We start from the raw sequence: 21,681 nt of genomic DNA on the forward strand, positions 1-21,681 counted from the left end.
TCCCCGTCGTTCCCGGACACTACTTGACGGGAATCCAGCGTCTTTTGTTTGAGTTCCAAAAAGCTAGTCATAGACTAGATTCGAAGCCGCTGGATCCCCGATACAGGCATTCGGGGACGACGTGAGTGGATGCAAGGTTTAATTCACCGCGACGCCTTATGTCGCAAATTCTCCGCCGGATAAACCACCCGGCAAATTCACCGCAGCGTTTCTCAGCTGCAAATTCTCCGTGGTTTTAGCCACAGCCCTTGAATTCCCCGGCGGATGCTTTCTCCGCCAGCCTCTATAGCTTCTTTATCGCCTCATCCTCATCCAGCGGCCGTGCTGCAAGATAGCCTTGGATCTTTTCACATCCGTTCTTCAGCAGATACTCCTTCTGCTCTTCATGCTCTACGCCTTCTGCAATGACATAGTGCCCCATTTTGTGGGCTATTGATATTATTTCTGCAGTAATAGCTTTGTCTGAGTCTACTTCTAAGAGCTTGTCGATAAAATATTTATCGATCTTGAGGCAGTCGACATTAAGTTCCTGCTCTCTTGCAAACGAAGAATAACCGGTTCCGAAGTCATCGATCGCTATGATCATCCCTTTTTCTCTAAGTTCGCCAAGTATGCAGTTGATCACACTGTAATCTGAGGTGAAGACTGACTCCGTTATCTCGATCCCGAGGTTCTTAGGGCTGACATTCATTTCGTCGATCATCTTAAACAGGTCTTCTTTGAAATCATTTGCCAGTACCTGAATAGCAGAGACATTTACCGAAACGGTCAAGTCTGCGCGGCCTGCCGCCTTAAGCCGGCCAATGAATCCGAGGGCCTGAAGAATGATTTTTTTGCCGATCGGTATGATTAGTTTTGTCTTTTCCGCGATCGGTATGAATTCGAGCGGAGGAACAAACCCGAGTTTGTCGCTTTTTAACCTTGCAAGTGCCTCAAAACCTGATATGCGGCCTGACTTGAGATCAAGTATCGGCTGATATTGCAGGTATAGACCTCCGTCGGTCTCATTGTCGGCGATTGAGGCAAGCTCGCGTTTTATGTTCTGCTCCCGGACAATTTCCTTTTCTGTATCAGCATCGTAGATATAGACGTTAAAGTCATTTCCCGGTATGCTGAGGGCCTTCTCAGATGAGATCAGGAGTTTTTTCAAAAGCTGGTCAGTGTCGGGGCCACTGTTCCGGTCTACTTCAACAATACCTATTCCTGCTCCGGCTCTTTCCGGCGAAAGGAATTTTTCCAGCATATCAATAACTGCATCGCTTAGTTCAAGCAGTTCATCTTTATCACTGTAGTCTTTGATGAAGAAGACAAAGCGGTTCTCATGGGCATGGAAGAGCATACGCTTTTCCGTGCATAATTTTTTGAGGGATCCGGATATCTTTTTGATCAGTTCCTGAGTGTAGTTGAATCCGTAAGCTGTGGTCAAAGAGTGGACCGCAGAGAGATTTACGCACATAAGAGCTTTTTTCCGGTCTGTATGCATTATTTCATCGTCTTTAAGCGTCCTCTCCAAATAATTTCTGTTGTAGAGGCCGGTCCATTTGTTATGGTCGTTGTTATACCTGAGGGTATTCTCAATTTCTTTCCGATCGGATATATCGATGATAATACCTTCAAGAGCCTCCACTTCGTCATTCCGGTCGAATATGCCTTCCGCCAGTTCAAGGACCCATTTGCGTTTTCCACTGAGGGTCGTGATCTCATATTCGTACTTAAACGGCAGCCGCTCGGAAAGGATACGTTTCCACTCCTTGAACAGGGGATCGCGATATTCCGGCGTTATGATATCGTTGAAGGAGAGATCTCTGTTGTTGATAAGGCTTTCCGGAGGATATCCGGTCAGTTCCACACAGCCGTCGGAGGCATACCGCATCGTCCAGTCCGGATCGTAATTGCACCTGTATGCCATTCCGGGAATATGGGAAAGAAGAACTGCCTTGCTGCGTTCACTCTCCGTCAGTGACTCTTCTGCAGCCTTGCGCATGGATATGTCCTCAAGAAGACAGAGATGCATGGGCTGCATTTCCGGACCGCCCAGAAAGTGGGATATCTTCATGTTTGTCCATACACTTGATCCGTCCGGCCTCAAAAACCGTTTTTCCAACGAATAACCATCAATTTTACCGGACTTGAACTGATCGAATTTTTCAAGATCGGCGCCAAGATCGTCGGGATGTGTTATTTCTGTCCACACTATATCCGTTAATTCACTGCTTTTCCAGCCAATGATCCGTTCAAACATGGGGTTGATGTTCATCTGTATATATTCAGATCGCGTGGCAAAGCTCTTGTCATTTACTATAGCTATGCCGATCGGTGCCTGGTCAAATACGCTGCGGTAGAGGGCTTCGTTCAGAGCCAGCTTTTTGCTTACTTCCTTCAGTGTGGAGTTCTGGCTCCAGAAGCGAAGAAGGACAAAAAAGAGGATCAGGAGGCTTATTATCACCAGATCGGGGATCATGCGCTCCCTTAAACGGGCATACCACTCTGATGCAGAATAATCTACGCCAAAGATTGCGATCACTTCACCGGTTTCGGGGTCTTTTACCGGCACGACGGCGCTTATCCATCTTCCCCATCTGTCAGTCGCGGGACCGATAAGTTTTGTCTTGTCTGATTTGAAGGCAGATCTGAATTCTTCATCCGCCTCATCGTAGATCTGTCCCGGGGGGGAGTAATCCGGTGAATCGGGCGGCTCTGAATCTACAAGGATAATTATTTTGCCGTCACGTTGAGACATAAGGTAGGCGAAACGGATCGGATTGTTTGTCTTTACCAAATTTGACAGGCTGAGTTTTGTCAAGATGTAATCAGGATTCAAGACATCTTCTTCGCTGCCTGAGAGCTCCAATATATGCTCGGGATGGATGACCGACTCTACCGACTCAGCCAGCATGATAGCCTCAGATGAGGCAATTTCATTGTATCTGTTCCATGAGAAACGCAAATGAAGGGCGACGACAGACAGTACCAGGACAGTAAGAAGGATACCTTGCAGGCGGTTTGGCCCGGTTTTTGAGCTGCCTGGTGAAGAGGGCATATTTAACCCTGCCTCTTTTTTCACTTATGAAGACACCTCTTTCTTTCTGCGCCATAAAATTTCATAATAAACAAAGTGGTAAAATATTGTGTCAATTTTTATATATAAGTATTCTATGTTACGTTTGACCGCACTTAAATAATAAGGAATAAAAAGAAGAGGTTTTTCTAAAAGGTTTTTGATCATTGCCCTAAGGTTTTACCATTGCTTGGCTATCGCTTGTCTACTGCTTGCCAAATTCTTGGGGGTTTGCCGCCGGGCACTTCCCGGCCGCCCTTACAACTGCCTGATCTTACTAATTGATCCCAACAGATTTGCAATCGATTTCCAATTGACTCCCGCAGGATGTGCCATCCTGTATTCCAGTGGTGCCGGAGGGGGGGGTCGAACCCCCACGGGTGTTACCCCGGAGGATTTTGAGTCCTCTGCGTCTGCCATTCCGCCACTCCGGCAATGTTTCAACTCGGATATTCTAGCGGAATTATCCCTTGACCGCAATGCCCTTAGCTTTCAAAATGTTGTAATATATACAGGGAATTCCAAAGCGGCGATTAGGGGGACAAATTATGAAAAATATTATTCTTTCGCACTATACAGTCAAGGACATCGAGCCCGAACCATGGAAGGAGACATGGGAGAACCTCGTCGACTTCGGTGAGAGGATGGCTCCGAAGCTTGAGCCAATGGACATAAAGCTGAAGCTCAGGAAGGTGATCCTTGACGAGATCTCCCAGGATACCCTGATGGCGGGGAACATGGTAACTATACAGTCGCCGGAGATCGACGTGGAGGAGACGCCCATCGAGGAACTGATGATGCTGGAGGTCGGGTTCGCTGAGTGTGATTCCTGCACGGTCCCGGACGGAGGCGGATTCCCCTGCCGGACGCTGAAGGATTTTGACGGGAACGAGAGAATGGTCCTCCCTGAGGAGTTCTTCATGGAAGCCACTCTCCGTGTGGCATTCAAATCCCAGCACGAGAGCAACTGCGGCTGTTCCGACTGTTCTTCCTGCGCCAGCGGATGCGGCGATGAAGAACGTGGGATCCGCCACTAAAGCCGGAATCCACAAGGAGAACATGATGGCGGACATAAAGGTAACGACAAAGGGCGGAGATAAGGGAACGACTTCACTGGGTAACGGCACAAGGATAGCAAAGGACGACATCCGGGTGGAACTATACGGGACACTGGACGAATGCCAGGCAGCTCTCGGGCTTGCCCGCGCAGCGTGCAAGTCTCCGAAGACCTCCGAGGACATATTCTTTCTTGAAGATTATCTTTTCAGCGCGATGGCATATTTCGCGGAATGCGATTTCCCGGAACCCGACCCCATGATACTGGAAAACGTATCCTCCAGGGTGGCGGCATCGATAAAAGAGGCCCAGATCTTCGTCAGACCTGGAGATTCTTCATGCGGCGCGGCTCTTCACCTTGCAAGGACTATAGCGAGGAGGGCGGAGAGGACAGCAACGCCACTTTTCAGGGATAATGGGATCACGGAAAAGAGTTACGCCTTCCTGAACAGGCTTTCGGACGTCATCTACATGATATCCCTCAAGGTCGACGAGGAAGAGCGGGAGATGAACAACTGACGCAATAAATGATCGGGCGGCTTATGCCGCCTTTTTTTGTCCCTATGGTCTCCGTCAGCGTTCCGGTCCCTCTTCCGGGTCGTCCGCAAACCTTTTCCAGAAGAGTTTGAGCCTCTCCCTTATCCTCGCCTCGGCCCCGATCCTTCCCGGATGGTAGAAACGCCTCTGTTCGGGGAGGTATGCCTGAGGAACCCAGTGGCCGGGTGAGTCATGGGGGTAAATGTAGCCTTCGCCGTCATTCCTTAAGTGATATGGGACTTCCATGAGATCTCCCTCTTCCACCGCTTTCAGTGCGGCCCTTATCCCAAGGTAAGAGCTGTTGCTCTTGGGCGCGGAGGCAAGGTAGACGACTGCTTCACCAAGTATTATGTCGGCTTCGGGAAGCCCGACCCTGTCGACCGCGGCGGCAGCGTTCTGAGCTACGACAAGGGCCATCGGCTCTGCCAGGCCTATGTCTTCTGATGCGAATATGCAAAGCCTCCTGCAGATGAATCTGAGGTCGTCCCCCGCGGCGAGCATCCTCGCAAGCCAGTAGAGGGCAGCGTCCGGATCGGATCCCCTGAGGCTCTTTATCAGCGCGGATATTACCGCGTAGTGGTCGTCCGCGACCCTGTCGTAGCGCTGTGTAGCTATTCCTGTGCTTTCGGCGATTATCTTCAGGGTAATCTCGCTCCCGCCGCCAAGCGCAACAGATGAAGCTGCAGCCTCAAGCCTTGTCAGTGCCTGTCTGGCATCTCCTCCGGCGAGCACAGCCAGTTTGCCTATGACGGACTTTTCAGCCGTTACGCCAAGCATGCCCAGACCCTTCACTTGATCTGAGAGTGCTCTTTCAAGCAACGATACGATGTCCTGCTCTTCAAGGGGTTTCAGCATATAAACGACCATACGCGAGAGGAGCGTCTTGTTTATCTCGAACCAGGGGTTTTCAGTCGTGGTTCCGACCAATATTATGTCTCCGGTCTCGACCGACGGAAGAAGCACGTTCTGCTGTTTTGTGTTGAAGTGGTAGATCTCGTCCACGAACGCTATGGCTGACCTGCCTGTGATCCTTTTGGAGGTCTTTGCGTTGTCTACAAGGGTGCGAAGTGTCTCGACCTTGGCGCTTACCGCGTTTATCTCAAGAAGTTCCCTTCCCGTAGCCCTGGACATTATGCGGACGAGGGTGGTCTTACCCACCCCGGGAGGGCCGTAAAGGATGCAGCTTGGGACTTTGCCGCCTTCAAGCATTACACGCAAGGGTTTTCCTGGACCAAGTATGTGCTTCTGACCGGCGTAGTCGTCCAATGTCTCCGGTCGCATGCGTTCGGCAAGGGGTATCTCATAAAGTGCCGTCTTACGGTCATTTCCCCGGCTGAAAAGACTGCCCTCTTCCATTTAGAAGATCTTTCTTTCGATGAACCTCGTCAGGTCAAGAGAGTTCTTCGGCGCCTTGATCCCCTCTCCTCCCGTGGTCACTGTGGCCATGGGATAACGTGACGCAAGGTACTTTTTGGCAATGAATGATATCGTATGTCCCATAAAGTACGGCTCAAAGGACTGGCTGGCCTTCCATTCGACAGGACCGAGCACAAAATCGTCGGAGATCGTTATGGTCCCGATACCCAGGGCGGCGGCCCTGACAAGCCAGCAGTCCAGGGTGGGAGATGTCGTGTCGGGAAGCTCCAGCGTAAGGTCGTAGGCAGCGTTAAGCCACTTGTCGCCGCGCTTTGAGTGTATCTCCCTGTATTCCCACGGCGTTATTGGCTTAGGGTCGTCCAGGTCTGCCACAAGATCTGTCATTTTGGCGTAAACAGCGTCTGCCCATTCATCCCACTCAGGTTCGTTCCTCTGCACTAGGACGGCCCTCATTCCGGCTCTCCTGGCTCCCTGCAGGTCGTAAAGAAAATCTCCGATCAAGACACAGTCGGAAGGTTCCATACCTATAGAAGCAGCGGCCTCCGTAAGGGAACGGGGGTGAGGCTTCACCTTTTTCTGTTCATCCCTGCTCCACGTATGTTCGGGAAGTTCAAGGCCGATGGTCCTGGCTGCAAGTTCGATCGACTTACGGCAGTTCCTGGATACTATCGCATAGGGGATGCCTTCGGATCTCAACCGTTTTATCAGCTCGAATGCTCCTGGTATGGGCTCAGCCCTGCCGGCCCCCTCCATTTCAAGATCGCACAGCTCTTTCATGAAGGAGACTTGATCTTCAGGGGAAAGTGTGTGAACATCTTCAAGCAGCATAGCCCTTCTTCCTCCGTAATATCGTTCCCTCAGTCCGGAGAAATCAAGCTTAGTATCCGCAATGACACCGTCCCAGTCAATGATGAAGCCCTTTGATGCTGATGGATGCCAGAATGGTGGTTTGATGTTCATAAATTTGCTCCTTCACTTAGTTTGACAGAGGCTAAAAATACCCCGCAAGAGCCGTGTACGGAAGGTCTTGACCCGCTCCTAAACAGGATTAGAACCCCACCCGCAAAGCTTGGTCGACCGACGAGGTCTCCGCCGCTGACGGGAAAAAAGTTCAGCCGGGATTTATTGTTGGCTCAAGACACAACCCGTATTCCACGCACTCCGCAGGGTCGATTTTAGGTTCCTGTTCAATTATATCGTTAAGACCAAAAAAAACAAGCGCAACAGCAGTTGTGCCCCTTGCAGCACCACCCGGCACCGTGGCATTTGCCCCTTGTCATAGTATAATCATATTGCCGGATCGACCGGCGGAATCTGCGGAGGTGATCGCCAGTTGTTTAATATTGCGGTACATGGACACTTCTACCAGCCGCCGCGCGAAGATCCATGGTCAAACGCGGTTTTGAAGGACCCCACAGCATCCCCCGCTCATGACTGGAACCAAAGGATAGCCAGCGAATGCTACAGGCCGAACTGCGCGGCAAAGGTACTGGGACCTGACGGCCGCATAGCATCTGTCGTAAATAACTATTCACACCTGAGCTTCAACTTCGGACCAACCCTGCACAGATGGATCGAAAAGGAAGACCCGGTCCTCGACCTGGCCCTCAGGGAGTCGGGCAGGAAGGCCATTGCCCAGTGCTACAGCCACATGATAATGCCGCTCGCCTCGGCAGAGGACAAAAAAACCCAGACGATATGGGGCATCAAGGATTTTGAATACCGTTTCAAAAGAAGGCCCAAAGGCATGTGGCTTCCTGAGACGGCGGTCAACACCGCTGCACTTGAGATCCTCAGCGAAAACGGCATGAGCTTTACCATACTGGCCCCGAGCCAGTGCGAGGCTGTCATCATCGACGGAGTGAGAAAAGAGACCCCGTACGGCAAAGGACTTGATGTCACCCTGCCATACCTTTGCAGGCTTCCTTCCGGAAGAACCATAACGATCGTCTTTTACCACGGCGGGCTGGCCCATGACATTGCTTTCGGAAAACTGCTGGAGAATGGCGACAGATTCAGGGACGCGCTGGTCGGAGCAATAAAGATCCGCTCGGAAGAGAGGCTTCTGGTCGTCGCCACAGACGGTGAGACCTATGGCCACCACCATAAGTTTGGTGAGATGGCCCTCGCCCGCCTTTTTGAAAGGCTTGAAACAGATCCTGAGGTACGCCTCCCGGATATCGGCACTTTCCTTGAGGACCATCCCGCAAAATTTGAGTGCGTGATCAGGGAAAATACATCATGGTCGTGCGTGCACGGCATTGAACGCTGGCGCAGCGACTGCGGCTGCAGCACGGGGGGAAAGCCCGGCTGGAAACAGGCATGGAGGGGACCTCTGAGAGAGGCGTTCGACAAGCTCGCAGAGAGGGTGGACGGAGTATTTTCCGAAACCGTTTCGCCCTATTTCGACCCATGGGAGCTCAGGAACCTTTCGATAGAGCACTTCCGCTCTGCAGGCCACAACAATAAGGAGGAATACGAAAGAGGGCTTGAGTTCCTTTCAAAGCATCTGGGAAGCATCGGTGAAAGAGAGGGGGCTTCGATCCTCTCCGCACTTGAGGCAGAGCGCATGCGGATGTTCATGTACACTTCCTGCGGATGGTTTTTCAACGACATTTCAGGCGTGGAGACAAAGCAGGTCATCTCTTTCGCCATAAGGGCCGCCGAACTTGCCGGGAACCTCTCTGACTGGGACATTATGTCAGACCTGCTCACAGACCTGGAAAAGGCAGAGGGCAACAGCAAGGAATACCCTAACGCGAGAGTCACGGCCGAACGTGAAATAATGCATAAGACCCACTGCAACGGAAACGGCAGGAACGGAAAGTACACCAACGGAGCGGCCTCCCTGGTCTCCGATCTTGAAAGCACCGGATTTGGAGGAGAAAAAATGACAGATATGAATTATGGCGGCAATCTTGCCCAGTCGATCCTGTCTACGCTGGAAAGGGATCCCGCATTCAGAAACGTAGCCTATTTTTCGATGGAGATAGGGCTTACCCCGGAGATCCCGACCTATTCGGGAGGGCTGGGGATACTGGCAGGTGACATACTTAAGAGCGCGGCCGACCTGGGTGTTCCCATGGTGGGGATCACCCTCCTTTACAAGAAGGGATATTTTGCGCAAAAGATAAACAATGAGGGAAGACAGACCGAGAGGCCCGTGGACTGGGACCCCTCAAAACTGCTCACATTCCTCCCCAACAGTGTAAGCATCATGATGAACCACAGGGAGGTAAAGGTAGGGGTATGGTCTTATACCATAATCGGAAATTCGGGACATCCCATCCCGATACTCTTCCTCGATACGGACCTTCCCGAGAACACTCCCGAGGACAGGGCGCTGACGGATGAACTGTACGGAGGCGACAACAGATACCGGCTATGCCAGGAACTGATACTGGGCATAGGCGGACTCAGGATACTCCGCGACCTCGGTTACAGGAACGTGAAGACCTTCCATCTGAACGAGGGACATGCGGGCTTCATAACGCTTGAGCTCCTGAGGGAACAGGGTTACCCTGACCTTCAGAAGATCCGCAATCAGGTCGTCTTCACTACCCATACTCCGGTGGAAGCCGGTCATGACTTCTTCTCATACGACCTCATCAACGAAGTCATAGAGAGCACCTTCATAGAGAAGCTGAGGAACACTGTCGGAGGCAGCGGGCTCTCGATGACGGACCTGGCGCTGAAGTTCAGCAGGTACGTCAACGGGGTCTCACGAAAGCACGCAGAGGTGAGCAGGGCGATGTTCAACAACGATTCCATCGATTGGGTGACCAACGGGGTGCACTCTACCACATGGACATGCGAATCGTTCGCGGCCCTCTATGACAAGTACATCCTGGGATGGCGAACGAATACAAGCAGGCTGATGCAGGCTATACAGATACCCAACGAGGAGATCTGGGAAGCACACAGGACCGCAAAGCTGAAACTTCTCGACATGGTGTTCGAGGAGACCGGACAAAAGCTGGATCCCGATATTCTTACAATAGGCTTCGCAAGGAGGGCCGCGACATATAAGAGGGCAGACCTCATATTCACCGACATAAAAAGGCTCCTCGAGATAGGCGCAGGAAAGATCCAGTTCATATTCTCAGGCAAGGCGCACCCTCACGACGAACCGGGGAAGGACATCCTGCAGAAGATACACAACATATCGAAGGAGCTGGGCACGGCCATGCCCGTGGTGTTCATCGAGAATTACAACATGACACCGGCGAAGCTGATCACCTCCGGAGTGGACCTATGGCTCAACACTCCGGTGAGGCCCAGGGAGGCCTCGGGCACGAGCGGCATGAAATGCGTCCACAACGGGATAATGAACTTCTCCGTCCTGGACGGCTGGTGGATCGAAGGATGCCTGGAAGGGCACACGGGCTGGGCGATAGGACCGGAACCCGGACCGAATGACATGAGAGGATACGATGAGTCGCAGGACGCGGAAGATCTGTACAGGAAGCTGCAGATCAAGATACTGCCGCTCTACTACAACAACAGGCCAAGGTGGATAAGAATGATGAAGCTGGCAATTTCGATCAACGCAAGCTACTTCAACACACACAGGGTCGTCAGAGAGTATTGCGAGAAAGCTTACGGAACAGTCTTCAGAGGTCTTTAGGATATGATCGCCTATAAAAATTTTACGCTCAAGGTGCTTCATATAGCTCCCGAGTGTTCTCCGCTTGCGAAAAAGGGCGGACTCGGAGATGTTGTCGGCACTCTTCCAAAGGCGCTGAAAAAGCAGAGCATAGACGCCAGGGTGCTCATTCCTGCATGGCCGGGAGTACTTGAGAAGGCAGAGGAAATTGGCAGGCTGAAAAGGGAACCGATAGGCGAGATAAGCGTTGCGCTGAACTGGCGGGCCTACACCGCATCTGTCCTCGAAGCGGAGGTGAACGGGCTTCACATATATCTGCTGGACCAGCCGGAACTTTTTTCCGACCCCTGCATATACCCTGAGAAGCTGGATGCCGTGACCGTGCTGCCCTTCATCTTCCTCTCCTTCGCCCCTTTTGAACTGCTGAGGCTCACCGGATGGAAACCGCAGTTCCTCCATGCGCATGACTGGACCACAGCTCCGGTATCCGCAGCTCTGAAGTGGCACAGGTACTACTCTTACTTCAACGGCGACTACGACACGGTCTTTACGATCCACAACCTGGCATTCCAGGGAATAATATCCCCCTCTGTGCTTGAGGGCTGGGGATTCAGCCCCAGAGCGTTCTCAAACCTGGACACGGACAGCTTGGAGTATTTCGGACAGGTGAACATGATGAAGGGCGCAATTACGACAACTGAGGCCTTCACAACCGTAAGCCCCAACTACTCATGGGACATCCAGACGCCCAACGGCGGTCTGGGGCTTGACGGAGTGATAGTCGCCCACAAAAACAAACTTCGCGGGATAATCAACGGGATAGACTACGACGTCTGGAACCCGAAAACTGACTCCCTCCTGCCCGCCAATTACAGTATCGGGGATATGGGCGGTAAAGAAGAATGCCGAAGGGCGCTGCTGAAGGAGTGCGGGTGGAAAGAGGACAGGAGGCCGATCCTGATCTTTGTCGGGAGGCTGACCGAGCAGAAAGGGATAGACATAATGCTGGACGCGGTGAGACCCTTTCTGGCAAAGAAGGCGAGGTTCGTGATAGTCGGCTCGGGAAACGACCTGTACACCAGAAAAGTCTTTGAATTCAGGAAGGAGTATCCCCACTCTGTGCATGAGATCCTGGAGTTCAACGAGGCCAAGGCACATCTCGCATACGCAGGCGGAGACATGCTTCTGATGCCCTCGCTCTTCGAACCTTGCGGACTTTCACAGCTGATAGCCTTCGCCTACGGAACAATCCCTGTTGCAAGGGCAACAGGCGGACTTGCAGATACCGTTATCGACGCAGACGGATCGCCGGACGGTACGGGATTCCTTTTCAAGGACTTTTCCCACGAAGAGCTTCAAAAGGCGATCGACCGGGCTTTGGCGGCCAAAGACGACGGCACGAGATGGGACGGCATAATCAGAAACGCCATGGGCTCCGATTTTTCATGGGACAATTCTGCAAAGGCCTACGCGGAGCTCTACAGGGACATCCTTACGTCAGACTGATTTTTACATTACTGAAACATAAACTTTATGATCTCCTGACCAAATTAAAATATAATAAAATAGTTGTAACGATTACAGAAAAAATATCGATTATATTTTTTTATAGGCTATAATTATTTGTAATATCAGCGGTCCATCTCTGATTCATAACACTGCTCGACCTGAAAATAACTGACTTTTGTCCAAAAATGGCAAGGCATCGTCAAAAAGCTTTTTAAGGAGGGGTCAAGATGATCCATGGCAAGTACGGCCGGGTCCTCGGCATGGTACTGGCGGGAGGCAAGGGCGAACGGCTGATGCCGCTTACAAAATACCGGGCTAAACCTGCAGTCCCTTTCGCCGCAAAGTACAGGATCATAGATTTTGCGCTTTCCAACATGGTCAACAGCGGCCTTTTTTCTATCTACTGTCTTATACAGTTCAAAAGTCAGTCACTGCATGAACATATAGGCAAAGGGTGGCAGTTCGGCAGCGCCCTCCGCGGACGGGACTTTTTCGTGAACGTAGTACCGGCCCAGATGTGGGACGGGGAACGCTGGTACGAGGGCACCGCAGATGCGATCTTCCAGAACCTTCACCTAGTGACCCTCTTCAACGCTGACAGGATCTGCATATTTGCTGCCGACCACGTCTATAAGATGGATGTCGAGCAGATGCTCCAGTACCATGTGGACAACAAGGCCGACGTCACTGTCGCCGCTTATGTCGTCCCCTCTTCCGAGGCAAACCAGTTCGGATGCATAGCGACTGACGAGAACGGCCGGATCATCGATTTCGTGGAAAAACCCTCTGTGCCGCCGGAGATACCCGGAAGGCCCGGCTTCAGCTTCGTTTCTATGGGAAACTACATTTTCGAGAGGGAGATGCTCGAGGAATCGGTGCTTTCCGACAACGAAAAGAAGGACAGCTCCCACGACTTCGGAAGGGATATAATCCCCTCACTTTACAAGTCACATAAGGTAATGGCCTACGATTTTTCCACCAACGTGCTTCCGGGCGGCGACAGGCCTTACTGGAAGGACGTCGGAAGCATCAAGGCTTACTGGGAGGCCCAGATGGACCTTCTCAAACATCCCTCGGAGCTGAGCCTCTACAACCAGCAGTGGCCTATTAGGACTGTATCATATTCTGATCCCCCTGGATTTACATACCCCGCCGCTGACCACTCATGCTCGGTCGACGGCTGTCTGAGGGCTGAGGCAAGCCGCGTACTCGGCGCTTACGTAAGAAAGAGCGTGCTCTCCCGCAACTGCGTCATAAAACCGGGAGCAGTAGTCGAAGAGTCCATAATAGGACAGAATGTCGAGATCGGGGAAAACTGCAGGCTGCGCAGAGTCATAGTTGATGCACACAACATTATTCCGCCTGGGACATCCATAGGCTTCGACCCTGTCGAAGATGCACAGAAATATCACCTTGACCCGGCATCCGGAATAGTGGTTCTGGGCATGCCCAAGATACAGCTGAGGAAAAAACTGATCATCCCCGGAAGCTATGAACAGCTCTTTCGTTCTCCCGATGAGACAGGTTTCTGAAGATCTCCCTGAGCCCATAAAGCAAGGGGCGGAGGGGGACATACAGGATGCCCTGGAAAAGGCGCTGAGTGAAGGAAGGCGTTGTACAAAGACCGGAAAGGTCGCGACATACATCCCCGAACTCTCCAAGGCGGACCCGGAGCACATCGGGGCCTGTGTTAAGACCGTGACCGGCGGGACATATTCCACTGGTGACTGGCAGGAACCCTTTACGATGCAGAGCATATCGAAGACCATATCTTTGACTCTGGCGCTCCAGACAGTGGGTTATGACAAGGTCTTCAGCAAGGTGGGGCTCGAACCTACCGGAGATTCCTTCAACTCGATAGTCAAGCTTGAGACAAGGACTCCCCACCCGCTCAACCCGATGATAAACGCCGGAGCAATAGCCACTGCAAGCTGCATTCCGGGAGATGATCCGTTTGAACTCTATCTGGAGCTTACAAGGAAGGTTTGCCTGAACGAAAACCTTTCGCTCAACCAGGAAGTTTACCTATCTGAAAAGCGCGCCGGTATGAGGAACCGCTCCATGGCATACTGGATGAAGAGCGAAAACATAATCGAAGGGGACCCTGAAGAGGCGCTCGACCTTTACTTTCGTATGTGCTCAGTCAACGTCACTGCAGAAGACCTAGCCAACTGGGGAATGGTTCTGGCAAACGACGGGGTGGATCCGATAAGCTGCACAAGGCTCGCTGAAAGCTGGGCTGTAAGGATAGTCAAGACTTTCATGGTTACGTGCGGAATGTACGACGGCTCCGGAGAGTTCGCGATCAAAGTGGGCATACCCTCAAAGAGCGGCGTAGGCGGGGGGATCCTCTCAGTTGTTGAAGGCAGGATGGGGATCGGGGTCTTCAACCCCTCCCTAGACCGGAAAGGAAACAGCGTAGGAGGAATGCGCCTTCTGGAGGACCTTTCGAAAAGCCTGCGGCTACACTACTTCGCAGGCAAGCAGTAGTTCTAAGTGCGGCTGAGCTATGGCTAAGCAGTTGCTGAGCAGTCGCAGTTCTAAGGGCGGGTAAAAATCAGGCAAGCAATGGGCAAGCGATAGTAAGTACAGGCAAGCAATTGGCGAGCAATGGGCAATCAGGATACTGGCAAGCGATGGTTAAACCCATGAGCCCGGGCTTTCTATGTGATCCCCGTATGCAATCATTCCCGTCGTCCCGGTATGGTTTTGAGCCCCGGAATCCATGCACCCTCGTCGCCCCGGTATGCAACTGAGCCGGGGTCCATTGTTTTGACTTTAAATGCGAGAAAACCCAAAATCTGAACCTGTGGATCCCGGCTCGAGGGCATACCGGGACGACGAGGAGAAGATCATGCCAAAACGACGAGAGGGGGCAGGTTCTCAGGCCCTTACGATCGTTTGACTACTGTTTGACAACGTTTGACGATAGTTTGACCGCACTTACAACTGCTCAGCCATCGCTCAGCTATTGCTCAGCGACTGCTCAGCAATTTTTTCCGCCTTTCATGTATTGACAACATGAAGAAAAAATAGTAATCTTCACTAGCTTGGTAGGGATGGTGAGGATTATGGCGATATCACAAAAATGTCAGTACGCCCTTAGGGCGATTTATGAGCTGGCGCTCCATCAGGACGAAGGCCCGTGCAAGATCGGGGCCATTGCGGAAGCGCAGTCGATACCGGTGCGGTTCCTTGAAAATATCCTTAACAGCCTTAAGGGAGCCGGGCTCGTCGATTCCGCAAGGGGAAAAGACGGCGGGTATTATCTTCTGAAACACGCGGGTGAGATAACCGTCGGTGAGGTGATCAGATTCGTCCAGGGACCGCTGGGACCGGTCGAATGCACCACCAGGGTGGACGATGACTGCGACTTTTACAACGACTGCGTCTTCAGGCCCCTCTGGGACAAAGCCAGAGCGGCGCTTGAAAGCGTCTATGACGGGACCACGTTCCAGGATCTCATCGACCAGTCAGCTAATGTTTGCAGAGTGCCTCAGTGCAGCTGCAATAGAAAAAAAGATAAAATCTAAATCCTATTAAGAGGTGACTTGTTATGACACCGCGTAAAGTATATCTGGACAACTCAGCAACGACACAGGTCGACAGGAAGGTTCTCGAGGCCATGCTCCCCTACTTTTCGGAAGAGTACGGCAACCCCAACAGCCTCCATGCCTGGGGAAGAGAGGCAAGAAAGGGAGTGGACAATGCCAGGTCGCAGGTGGCACAGCTCATTGGAGCGGAACCGAAGGAAGTCATATTCACCGGAGGCGGAAGCGAAGCTGACAACCTGGCCATCAAAGGCGCGGCATGGGCACTTAAGGATAAAGGCAAACACATCATCACAAGTTCGATCGAGCACCATGCTCTTCTGGACACAGTGAAATGGCTTGGCAAGAACGGATATGACTACACGGTCCTCCCCGTCGACGAGACTGGAATGGCGGACCCAAAGGAACTTGAGGCCGCGATAAGGCCGGATACGATACTTACGTCGATAATGTACGCCAACAACGAAATAGGAACAATAGAGCCCGTGGCCGAGCTCGGAGAGGTCTGCCGCAGACACGGTGTCCTCTTCCATACGGACGGCGTCCAGGCGACGGGACATATCAAGATAGATGTGAAGGAACTCCCGATCGACATGATGACGATGGCTGCCCACAAGATGTACGGCCCCAAGGGAGTCGGCGCGCTTTACGTCAGAAAGGGCATCAAGCTGATCCCGGTCATACACGGAGGCGGCCAGGAGTTCGGGGTCCGCTCCGGGACGGAAAACACACCGGGACTGATCGGTTTCGGAATGGCTGCGGAGCTGGCGGCAAACCGTCTTGCAAGCGGTGAGATAGACAACGAGATACGCCTGCGCGACAGGTTGATCGGCGGGCTTACCGAGAGGATCCCTGAGATCACGCTTACCGGGCACAGGACAAAGAGGCTTCCGTACCATGCCAGCATCTGCGTCAAGTATGTCGAGGGCGAAGGGATGCTCCTGCTGATGGACGCAGCCGGAATCGGAGTTTCAAGCGGTTCAGCCTGCACATCGGGAAGCCTCGAGCCAAGCTACGTCCTACTGGCGCTTGGACTCGACCACCCGACCGCGCACGGTTCCGTTAGGATGACCCTGAGCAAGGACACGAATGACGAGGACATCGACTACGTACTTGAGAAATTCCCGCCAATCGTGGAGAAGCTGCGCTCTCTGTCGCCTTTCTACAAGAAAAACCAATAAATATCGAATATCCCCAAAAAGGAGATGTCAGGATCATGTACAGCGAAAAAGTAGTGGATTATTTCATGAATCCCCGCAACGCAGGAAAGCTTGAAGACGCGAACGCGATCGGCGAAGTCGGAAACCCCAAGTGCGGAGACGTTATGAAGATATACCTGAAGATAAACGACAAGGAGATAATCGAGGATATAAAGTTTGAGACTTTCGGGTGTGCGGCCGCAATAGCTACAAGCTCAATGATAACGGAAATGGTGAAGGGCAAGACAATAACCGAAGCTCTCAGCATAAACAACAAGGACGTTGCCGAAGCTCTGGGGGGACTTCCCCCGGCGAAACTCCACTGCTCACTCCTTGCCCAGGAGGGTATCGAGGCGGCGGTAGCCGACTACTTTATCCGCAAGACCGGCAGGGCTCCGGAGGGCTTCAGGCCGGCCCACTCGACATGCACGGCCTGCGGAGGTTCCTGCGGCGGAGGAGCTGCTGTCCAGGCCCAGGAAGAGGAAGAAGAAAAATTTGTGAGCGAGGATCATCGCGTTGCTGAATAAAGAAGAGGCAGCAGGGAAGATAATAGCCGTATGCACGGCTCCAAAGAAGGGTATGATCAAGCATGACGTCGGAGAGGGCCTCCTCCTTGAGGAGATCGGCATCGAGGGAGACGCCCACGCAGGCTTCATGCACCGCCAGGTCAGCCTGATCTCGATCGAGGACATAAGGACCATGATGGAAAAACTTCCGGACCTTGTCCCGGGAAGCTTCGCCGAGAACCTGACTACAGAGGGGTTCGACCTCTCTCAATTGAAGACAGGCGACAGACTCAGGGTCGGTGAGACGGTGCTTGAGGTCTCGCAGATAGGCAAGGAATGCCATACAAAGTGCGAGGTCTTCAAAAAGACCGGTGACTGCATAATGCCGCAGAAGGGCATATTCACCAGGGTCATCAAGGGCGGCAGAGTAAAGACAGGAGATACTGTACGGTTCGACGATTAGGCCATTGTGTATGACATCAGGCAGCACGGCGAAAATTATGCCTGCTGCCTTTTTTATAAGCGAGACATTCCGGAGGAGATAAAATGAGCTTCACTGAAGACGAAAACCGGCACGAGAGGGAGAGCGGACACAATGAAGGTGAATGCTCCTGCTGCTCATGTTCAGCGAATGAAAATATATTCTGCGAATGCGAAGAGGATGAAAACGAGGAAAGGGCGGCCTTTTCAAGGGAGTTAAATTTTCTCTCCGCGGCAGGCATAATATTCTTCCTGCTGCTGATCACAGAAGAATTCTACTTGGATTCTGTCAACAAAGTCCTGCTGAGTTCAGCTTTCATAGCTCTGTACATGGTCTGCGGCCTGCCCGTACTCAGATCGGCGCTGCGTGCGATATCAAAGTTGGATATCTTCAATGAGTTTACCCTCATGGGAGCGGCCACCCTCTCCGCTGTCGCTATAGGGGAGATGTCGGAAGCTGTCGGCGTCATGCTCTTTTACAGGCTGGGAGAGGCTTTTCAGGAGAGGGCCTCCTCCGGATCCAGGCGCTCGATAAAAGCCCTTCTGGCTTCAAAGCCCCTCTCAGCAAGAGTTCTGAAGGATGGTGAGGCGATAGAGGTCGATCCAAAAGAGATAGTAAGAGGCGACATCATACAGGTAATGCCCGGGGAGATGATCCCCATCGACGGCATCATAAGGTCAGGAGCTTCTGACATCGACTCATCTTCGATGACAGGGGAGTCGGTCCCGGTTCATGCGGTCCAGGGAGATCCGGTACACGGAGGCACCCTTGCCCTTGACGGACTTCTGACCATCGAGGCAGCAGGTCCCTTTGAGGATTCGACCATAGCGAGGATGCTTGAGATGGTACAAAACGCGGCAGCCAGGAAATCTCCGACCGAAAGATTTATCACCAGATTCGCAAAATGGTATACGCCCGCAGTCTTCGCCATCGCCTCCATGGTTGCCTTCATCCCCCCGCTTACCGGCCACGGGGAACTGAGGGAATGGTTTTACAGGGGGCTTGTTCTGCTTGTCATATCCTGCCCCTGCGCTCTTGTGATCTCGATACCTCTTGGATATTTCGGAGGCATCGGAAGCGCTTCAAAGAGGGGGATCCTGGTAAAGGGAGCAAATGTATTCGACGCACTTGCAAAGGTGACTACGGCAATTTTTGACAAGACCGGGACACTGACATACGGCCGTTTCAAGGTAACGAAAGTCGTCCCGTCAGAGGGTACGGCGAGGGAAGAGCTCCTTAAGGCCGCTGCCTCCGCCGAGTCAGGCTCTACCCATCCTCTGGCTGCGGCTGTAAGGGAGGCCGCAGGAGAGAGTGAGATCGCCCCTGAAGCCGTTCTTACCCAAGCTTCGGGCAAGGGAATGATCCTTACCCTTGGGGGTTCGGTAACGGCAGCTGGAAACGCAGCCCTTATGGAGGATTTCGGGATAAAGGCAGAGGAAGTCTCCACACCGGGGACTGTGATCCACGTAATGAAAGACGGCAGCTACATGGGCTACATAGTCCTTCAGGACAGCCTCAGAAAGGAATCCGGGAGGGCTGTGAGGGAACTTCGGGAACAGGGAATCAGAGAGGTCTACATGCTTACGGGGGATCGTGACAGTGTAGCCGGCCTTATTTCGGACGAGCTTGGGCTCAACGGTTACCGTTCGGAACTGATGCCTGATGAAAAGGTCGAGGCACTGAAGGAGATATGCAAAGGAGAGACCGAAAAGACCCTCTATGTGGGCGACGGCATAAACGACGGCCCTGTGCTCGTGACCTCGGAAACGGGCATAGCCATGGGCGGGTTCGGCTCGCAGGTAGCGGTGGAAGTCGCCGATGCTGTCATCCTTGACGACTCCCCGCTTAAGGTCGTTGAGCTTCTCCGTATAGCGAGAAAGACAAGGGCTATCGTCTGGCAGAATGTCTTCATGGCTCTGGGGGTGAAAGGGATATTCCTCATAGGAGGCGCGGCAGGCATCGCCGGCCTGTGGGAGGCCGTATTCGCCGATGTCGGCGTCGCCCTTCTCGCGATCCTGAATGCGACAAGGGCATCAAGAGCCTAGCAAGTTAAGAAATTGCCGGTCTCCCCTGGATTGGAGGCCGGCAGCTTTGATATTTATCACTCCGCTTCTGTTCCGCACCCGCAGAGGGAACAGTCCCTGAAGAGGCACCCTCCGTCAAGGTTTGATACGTCGAAGCCCTCCTGCTTCATTATGCAGGAAGCGAAGTATCCCTCTTTTCCGTTACGGCAGTGGACAAATACGGGTTTCTCCCTGTCGAGGCCGCTGAGCCTGCTCCGAAGTTCCTCAAGCGGTATCCTTTCGAATCCCTCGATCCTTATCGTTGATACGGAGATATCGTCGCCGCTCCTGACATCTATAAAGAGAGCGCCTTCTTCCGGCATACCTTCCACGGAACTCCACTCGGCCTTTTCGACCTTCCCCTCAAGTATGTTTTCAATGACGAAGCCTGTCATGTTGACCGGATCCCTCGGAGTTCCGAACGGCGGAGAGTATGCCAGTTCAAGCTCTGTCAGGTCATGTGCGGTCGCCCCCATACGTATGGAAGCGGCAAGCACGTCACACCTCTTGTCGACCCCCGTGTACCCCACTATCTGAACTCCCAGGATCTTCCCTGTCGGCACCTCGAATACGACCTTCATCGCCATTTCCCGGCCTCCGGGATAGTAGCCGGCATGCGGGTGATGGTAGGTAAGCACCTTGTCGTACCGGAGGCCCTGCCTTTCGGCCTCCCTCTCGCTGAGGCCTGTGAAGGCCACAGTCATGTCGAATATCTTCAGTATCCCCGTTCCCTGTATCCCTCCGTAGCGGCTCTTTATTCCGGCAATGTTGTCGGCCGCGATCCTCCCCTGCTTGTTGGCGGGTCCGGCAAGGGCTATGGAAGCGGGCTTTCCCGTGATGAAGTTCCTTACCTCAGTGACGTCGCCCACCGCATAAATATCGTGGTCCGAGGTCCTCATATATTCATCGGTCTTTATAAAACCTCTCTCGTTGAGAGCGAGCCCGGCATCTTTCGCAAGCTCGCTCTGGGGCCTCGCCCCAACGGACATTAGGACCATGTCCGTCACGACCCCGCTCTCCTTAAGCCTCAGCGTAAGGCCGGAGTCTCCCTTCTCTATGGCTGTGACTCCGTCGTTCAGTATGACCTTTATACCCTTTTCCATGACATATTTGAGGACCGGGAGGGCCATGTCGGCATCGATAGGCGCGATAAGGTGGTCGCTCAGCTCGACTATAGTCACTTCGACACCGGACTCCGCGAGGTTTTCGGCCACTTCGAGCCCGATCGCCCCTCCCCCAACTATAGCTGCTTTTCTGACACGCTTCTCCCTGATGTATTCCTTGATCCTGACGGCATCGGGTATGCTCCAGAGGGTAAATACCCCTTCGGCATCGATCCCCGGGATGTTCGGCCTGAACGGAAAGGAACCGGTGGATATGATAAGTTTGTCGTAGCTTTCGATATATTTTATTCCTGTCGTGATATCCTCGACTTCTACTTTTTTGTCCTCCCTGTTTATAGAAGTCACCCTGCTGTTGATTCGGACATCGATATTGTTCTTCTTCCTGAACTCTTCCGGGGTTCTGACTATCAATCTCTTCTCGTCATCTACGAGCTTCCCGCCCAGAAAGTAGGGCAGGCCGCAGGCGGCATAAGAGACGTAAGGCCCCTTATCGAACATTAGGATCTCAGCCTTTTCATCCAACCTTCTGAGCCTGGCCGCTGCAGTCGCTCCCCCAGCCACTCCGCCGATTATGAGCACCTTCATTTCCGCTGCCTCCTTTTGCTTTCTATGCT

At 52.8% G+C, this 21,681-nt stretch carries 15 protein-coding genes, 1 tRNA gene and 2 pseudogenes; 13 read left to right on the forward strand and 5 right to left on the reverse strand.

From position 1 onward, the window contains the following. Positions 1 to 283: 283 nt before the first annotated feature. Together OLM33_05200 and OLM33_05205 are read right to left on the reverse strand one after the other, a co-directional pair. On the reverse strand, positions 284 to 3,040 hold the full coding sequence (locus OLM33_05200; protein MCW1713072.1) for an EAL domain-containing protein: 2,757 nt from the start codon (positions 3,038 to 3,040) through the stop codon (positions 284 to 286). 366 nt (positions 3,041 to 3,406) lie between these two features. Beyond that, positions 3,407 to 3,492, reverse strand: a tRNA-Leu gene (locus OLM33_05205). 114 nt (positions 3,493 to 3,606) lie between these two features. Here OLM33_05205 and OLM33_05210 point away from each other — a divergent pair. Continuing rightward, the gene (locus OLM33_05210; GenBank protein ID MCW1713073.1) at positions 3,607 to 4,095 is read left to right on the forward strand and encodes a DUF2703 domain-containing protein; all 489 of its coding nucleotides are present in this window, start codon (positions 3,607 to 3,609) and stop codon (positions 4,093 to 4,095) included. Continuing rightward, positions 4,070 to 4,633 (forward strand): cob(I)yrinic acid a,c-diamide adenosyltransferase, encoded by a 564-nt coding sequence (locus tag OLM33_05215; protein MCW1713074.1) that lies wholly within the window; start codon positions 4,070 to 4,072, stop codon positions 4,631 to 4,633. Before OLM33_05210 ends, OLM33_05215 begins: the two co-directional genes overlap by 26 nt. 54 nt (positions 4,634 to 4,687) lie before the next feature. On the opposite strand, the gene OLM33_05220 is transcribed toward OLM33_05215, so the two are convergent. Then, on the reverse strand, positions 4,688 to 6,007 hold the full coding sequence (locus OLM33_05220; GenBank protein ID MCW1713075.1) for a replication-associated recombination protein A: 1,320 nt from the start codon (positions 6,005 to 6,007) through the stop codon (positions 4,688 to 4,690). After that, entirely contained in the window at positions 6,008 to 6,988 is a 981-nt protein-coding gene (locus tag OLM33_05225) for an HAD family phosphatase (protein ID MCW1713076.1), read from the reverse strand. A gap of 442 nt (positions 6,989 to 7,430) precedes the next feature. On the opposite strand from OLM33_05225, the pseudogene OLM33_05230 reads away from it, so the two are divergent. The 11 genes and pseudogenes from OLM33_05230 (at position 7,431) to OLM33_05280 (ending at position 19,925) form a co-directional block, all read left to right on the forward strand. Next, positions 7,431 to 8,780 (forward strand): annotated as a pseudogene (locus OLM33_05230) (DUF3536 domain-containing protein). Between the two features lie 138 nt (positions 8,781 to 8,918). After that, positions 8,919 to 10,655 (forward strand): alpha-glucan family phosphorylase, encoded by a 1,737-nt coding sequence (glgP, locus tag OLM33_05235; GenBank protein MCW1713077.1) that lies wholly within the window; start codon positions 8,919 to 8,921, stop codon positions 10,653 to 10,655. A 3-nt stretch (positions 10,656 to 10,658) separates the two neighbouring features. After that, a complete protein-coding gene (locus OLM33_05240; protein MCW1713078.1) occupies positions 10,659 to 12,140 on the forward strand; it encodes a glycogen synthase in 1,482 nt (493 codons plus the stop codon). A 230-nt stretch (positions 12,141 to 12,370) separates the two neighbouring features. Next, on the forward strand, positions 12,371 to 13,675 hold the full coding sequence (gene glgC, locus OLM33_05245; protein MCW1713079.1) for a glucose-1-phosphate adenylyltransferase: 1,305 nt from the start codon (positions 12,371 to 12,373) through the stop codon (positions 13,673 to 13,675). Continuing rightward, complete coding sequence (gene glsA, locus OLM33_05250) at positions 13,635 to 14,633, forward strand: glutaminase A (protein MCW1713080.1); 999 nt, start codon at positions 13,635 to 13,637, stop codon at positions 14,631 to 14,633. The genes glgC and glsA overlap by 41 nt, the downstream gene beginning before the upstream one ends. A gap of 292 nt (positions 14,634 to 14,925) precedes the next feature. After that, positions 14,926 to 15,048: a hypothetical protein gene (locus OLM33_05255; GenBank protein MCW1713081.1), complete on the forward strand. Its 123-nt coding sequence runs from the start codon at positions 14,926 to 14,928 to the stop codon at positions 15,046 to 15,048. A 154-nt stretch (positions 15,049 to 15,202) separates the two neighbouring features. Then, entirely contained in the window at positions 15,203 to 15,676 is a 474-nt protein-coding gene (locus OLM33_05260; GenBank protein MCW1713082.1) for an Rrf2 family transcriptional regulator, read from the forward strand. A gap of 23 nt (positions 15,677 to 15,699) precedes the next feature. Further along, entirely contained in the window at positions 15,700 to 16,875 is a 1,176-nt protein-coding gene (gene nifS, locus OLM33_05265; GenBank protein MCW1713083.1) for a cysteine desulfurase NifS, read from the forward strand. Positions 16,876 to 16,910: 35 nt separating this feature from the next. Then, a pseudogene (gene nifU, locus OLM33_05270) lies at positions 16,911 to 17,264 on the forward strand (Fe-S cluster assembly scaffold protein NifU). Positions 17,265 to 17,472: 208 nt separating this feature from the next. Beyond that, the gene (locus OLM33_05275) at positions 17,473 to 17,862 is read left to right on the forward strand and encodes an MOSC domain-containing protein (GenBank protein MCW1713084.1); all 390 of its coding nucleotides are present in this window, start codon (positions 17,473 to 17,475) and stop codon (positions 17,860 to 17,862) included. Positions 17,863 to 17,945: 83 nt separating this feature from the next. Continuing rightward, the gene (locus OLM33_05280) at positions 17,946 to 19,925 is read left to right on the forward strand and encodes a heavy metal translocating P-type ATPase (GenBank protein ID MCW1713085.1); all 1,980 of its coding nucleotides are present in this window, start codon (positions 17,946 to 17,948) and stop codon (positions 19,923 to 19,925) included. A gap of 56 nt (positions 19,926 to 19,981) precedes the next feature. Here the strand turns inward: OLM33_05280 and OLM33_05285 are convergent, their stop codons facing one another. Continuing rightward, the gene (locus tag OLM33_05285) at positions 19,982 to 21,652 is read right to left on the reverse strand and encodes an FAD-dependent oxidoreductase (protein ID MCW1713086.1); all 1,671 of its coding nucleotides are present in this window, start codon (positions 21,650 to 21,652) and stop codon (positions 19,982 to 19,984) included. Positions 21,653 to 21,681: the final 29 nt, after the last annotated feature.

It is taken from the genome of Synergistaceae bacterium DZ-S4 (genome assembly GCA_025943965.1).
Lineage (GTDB): Bacteria > Synergistota > Synergistia > Synergistales > Synergistaceae > Caenicola > Caenicola nitritireducens.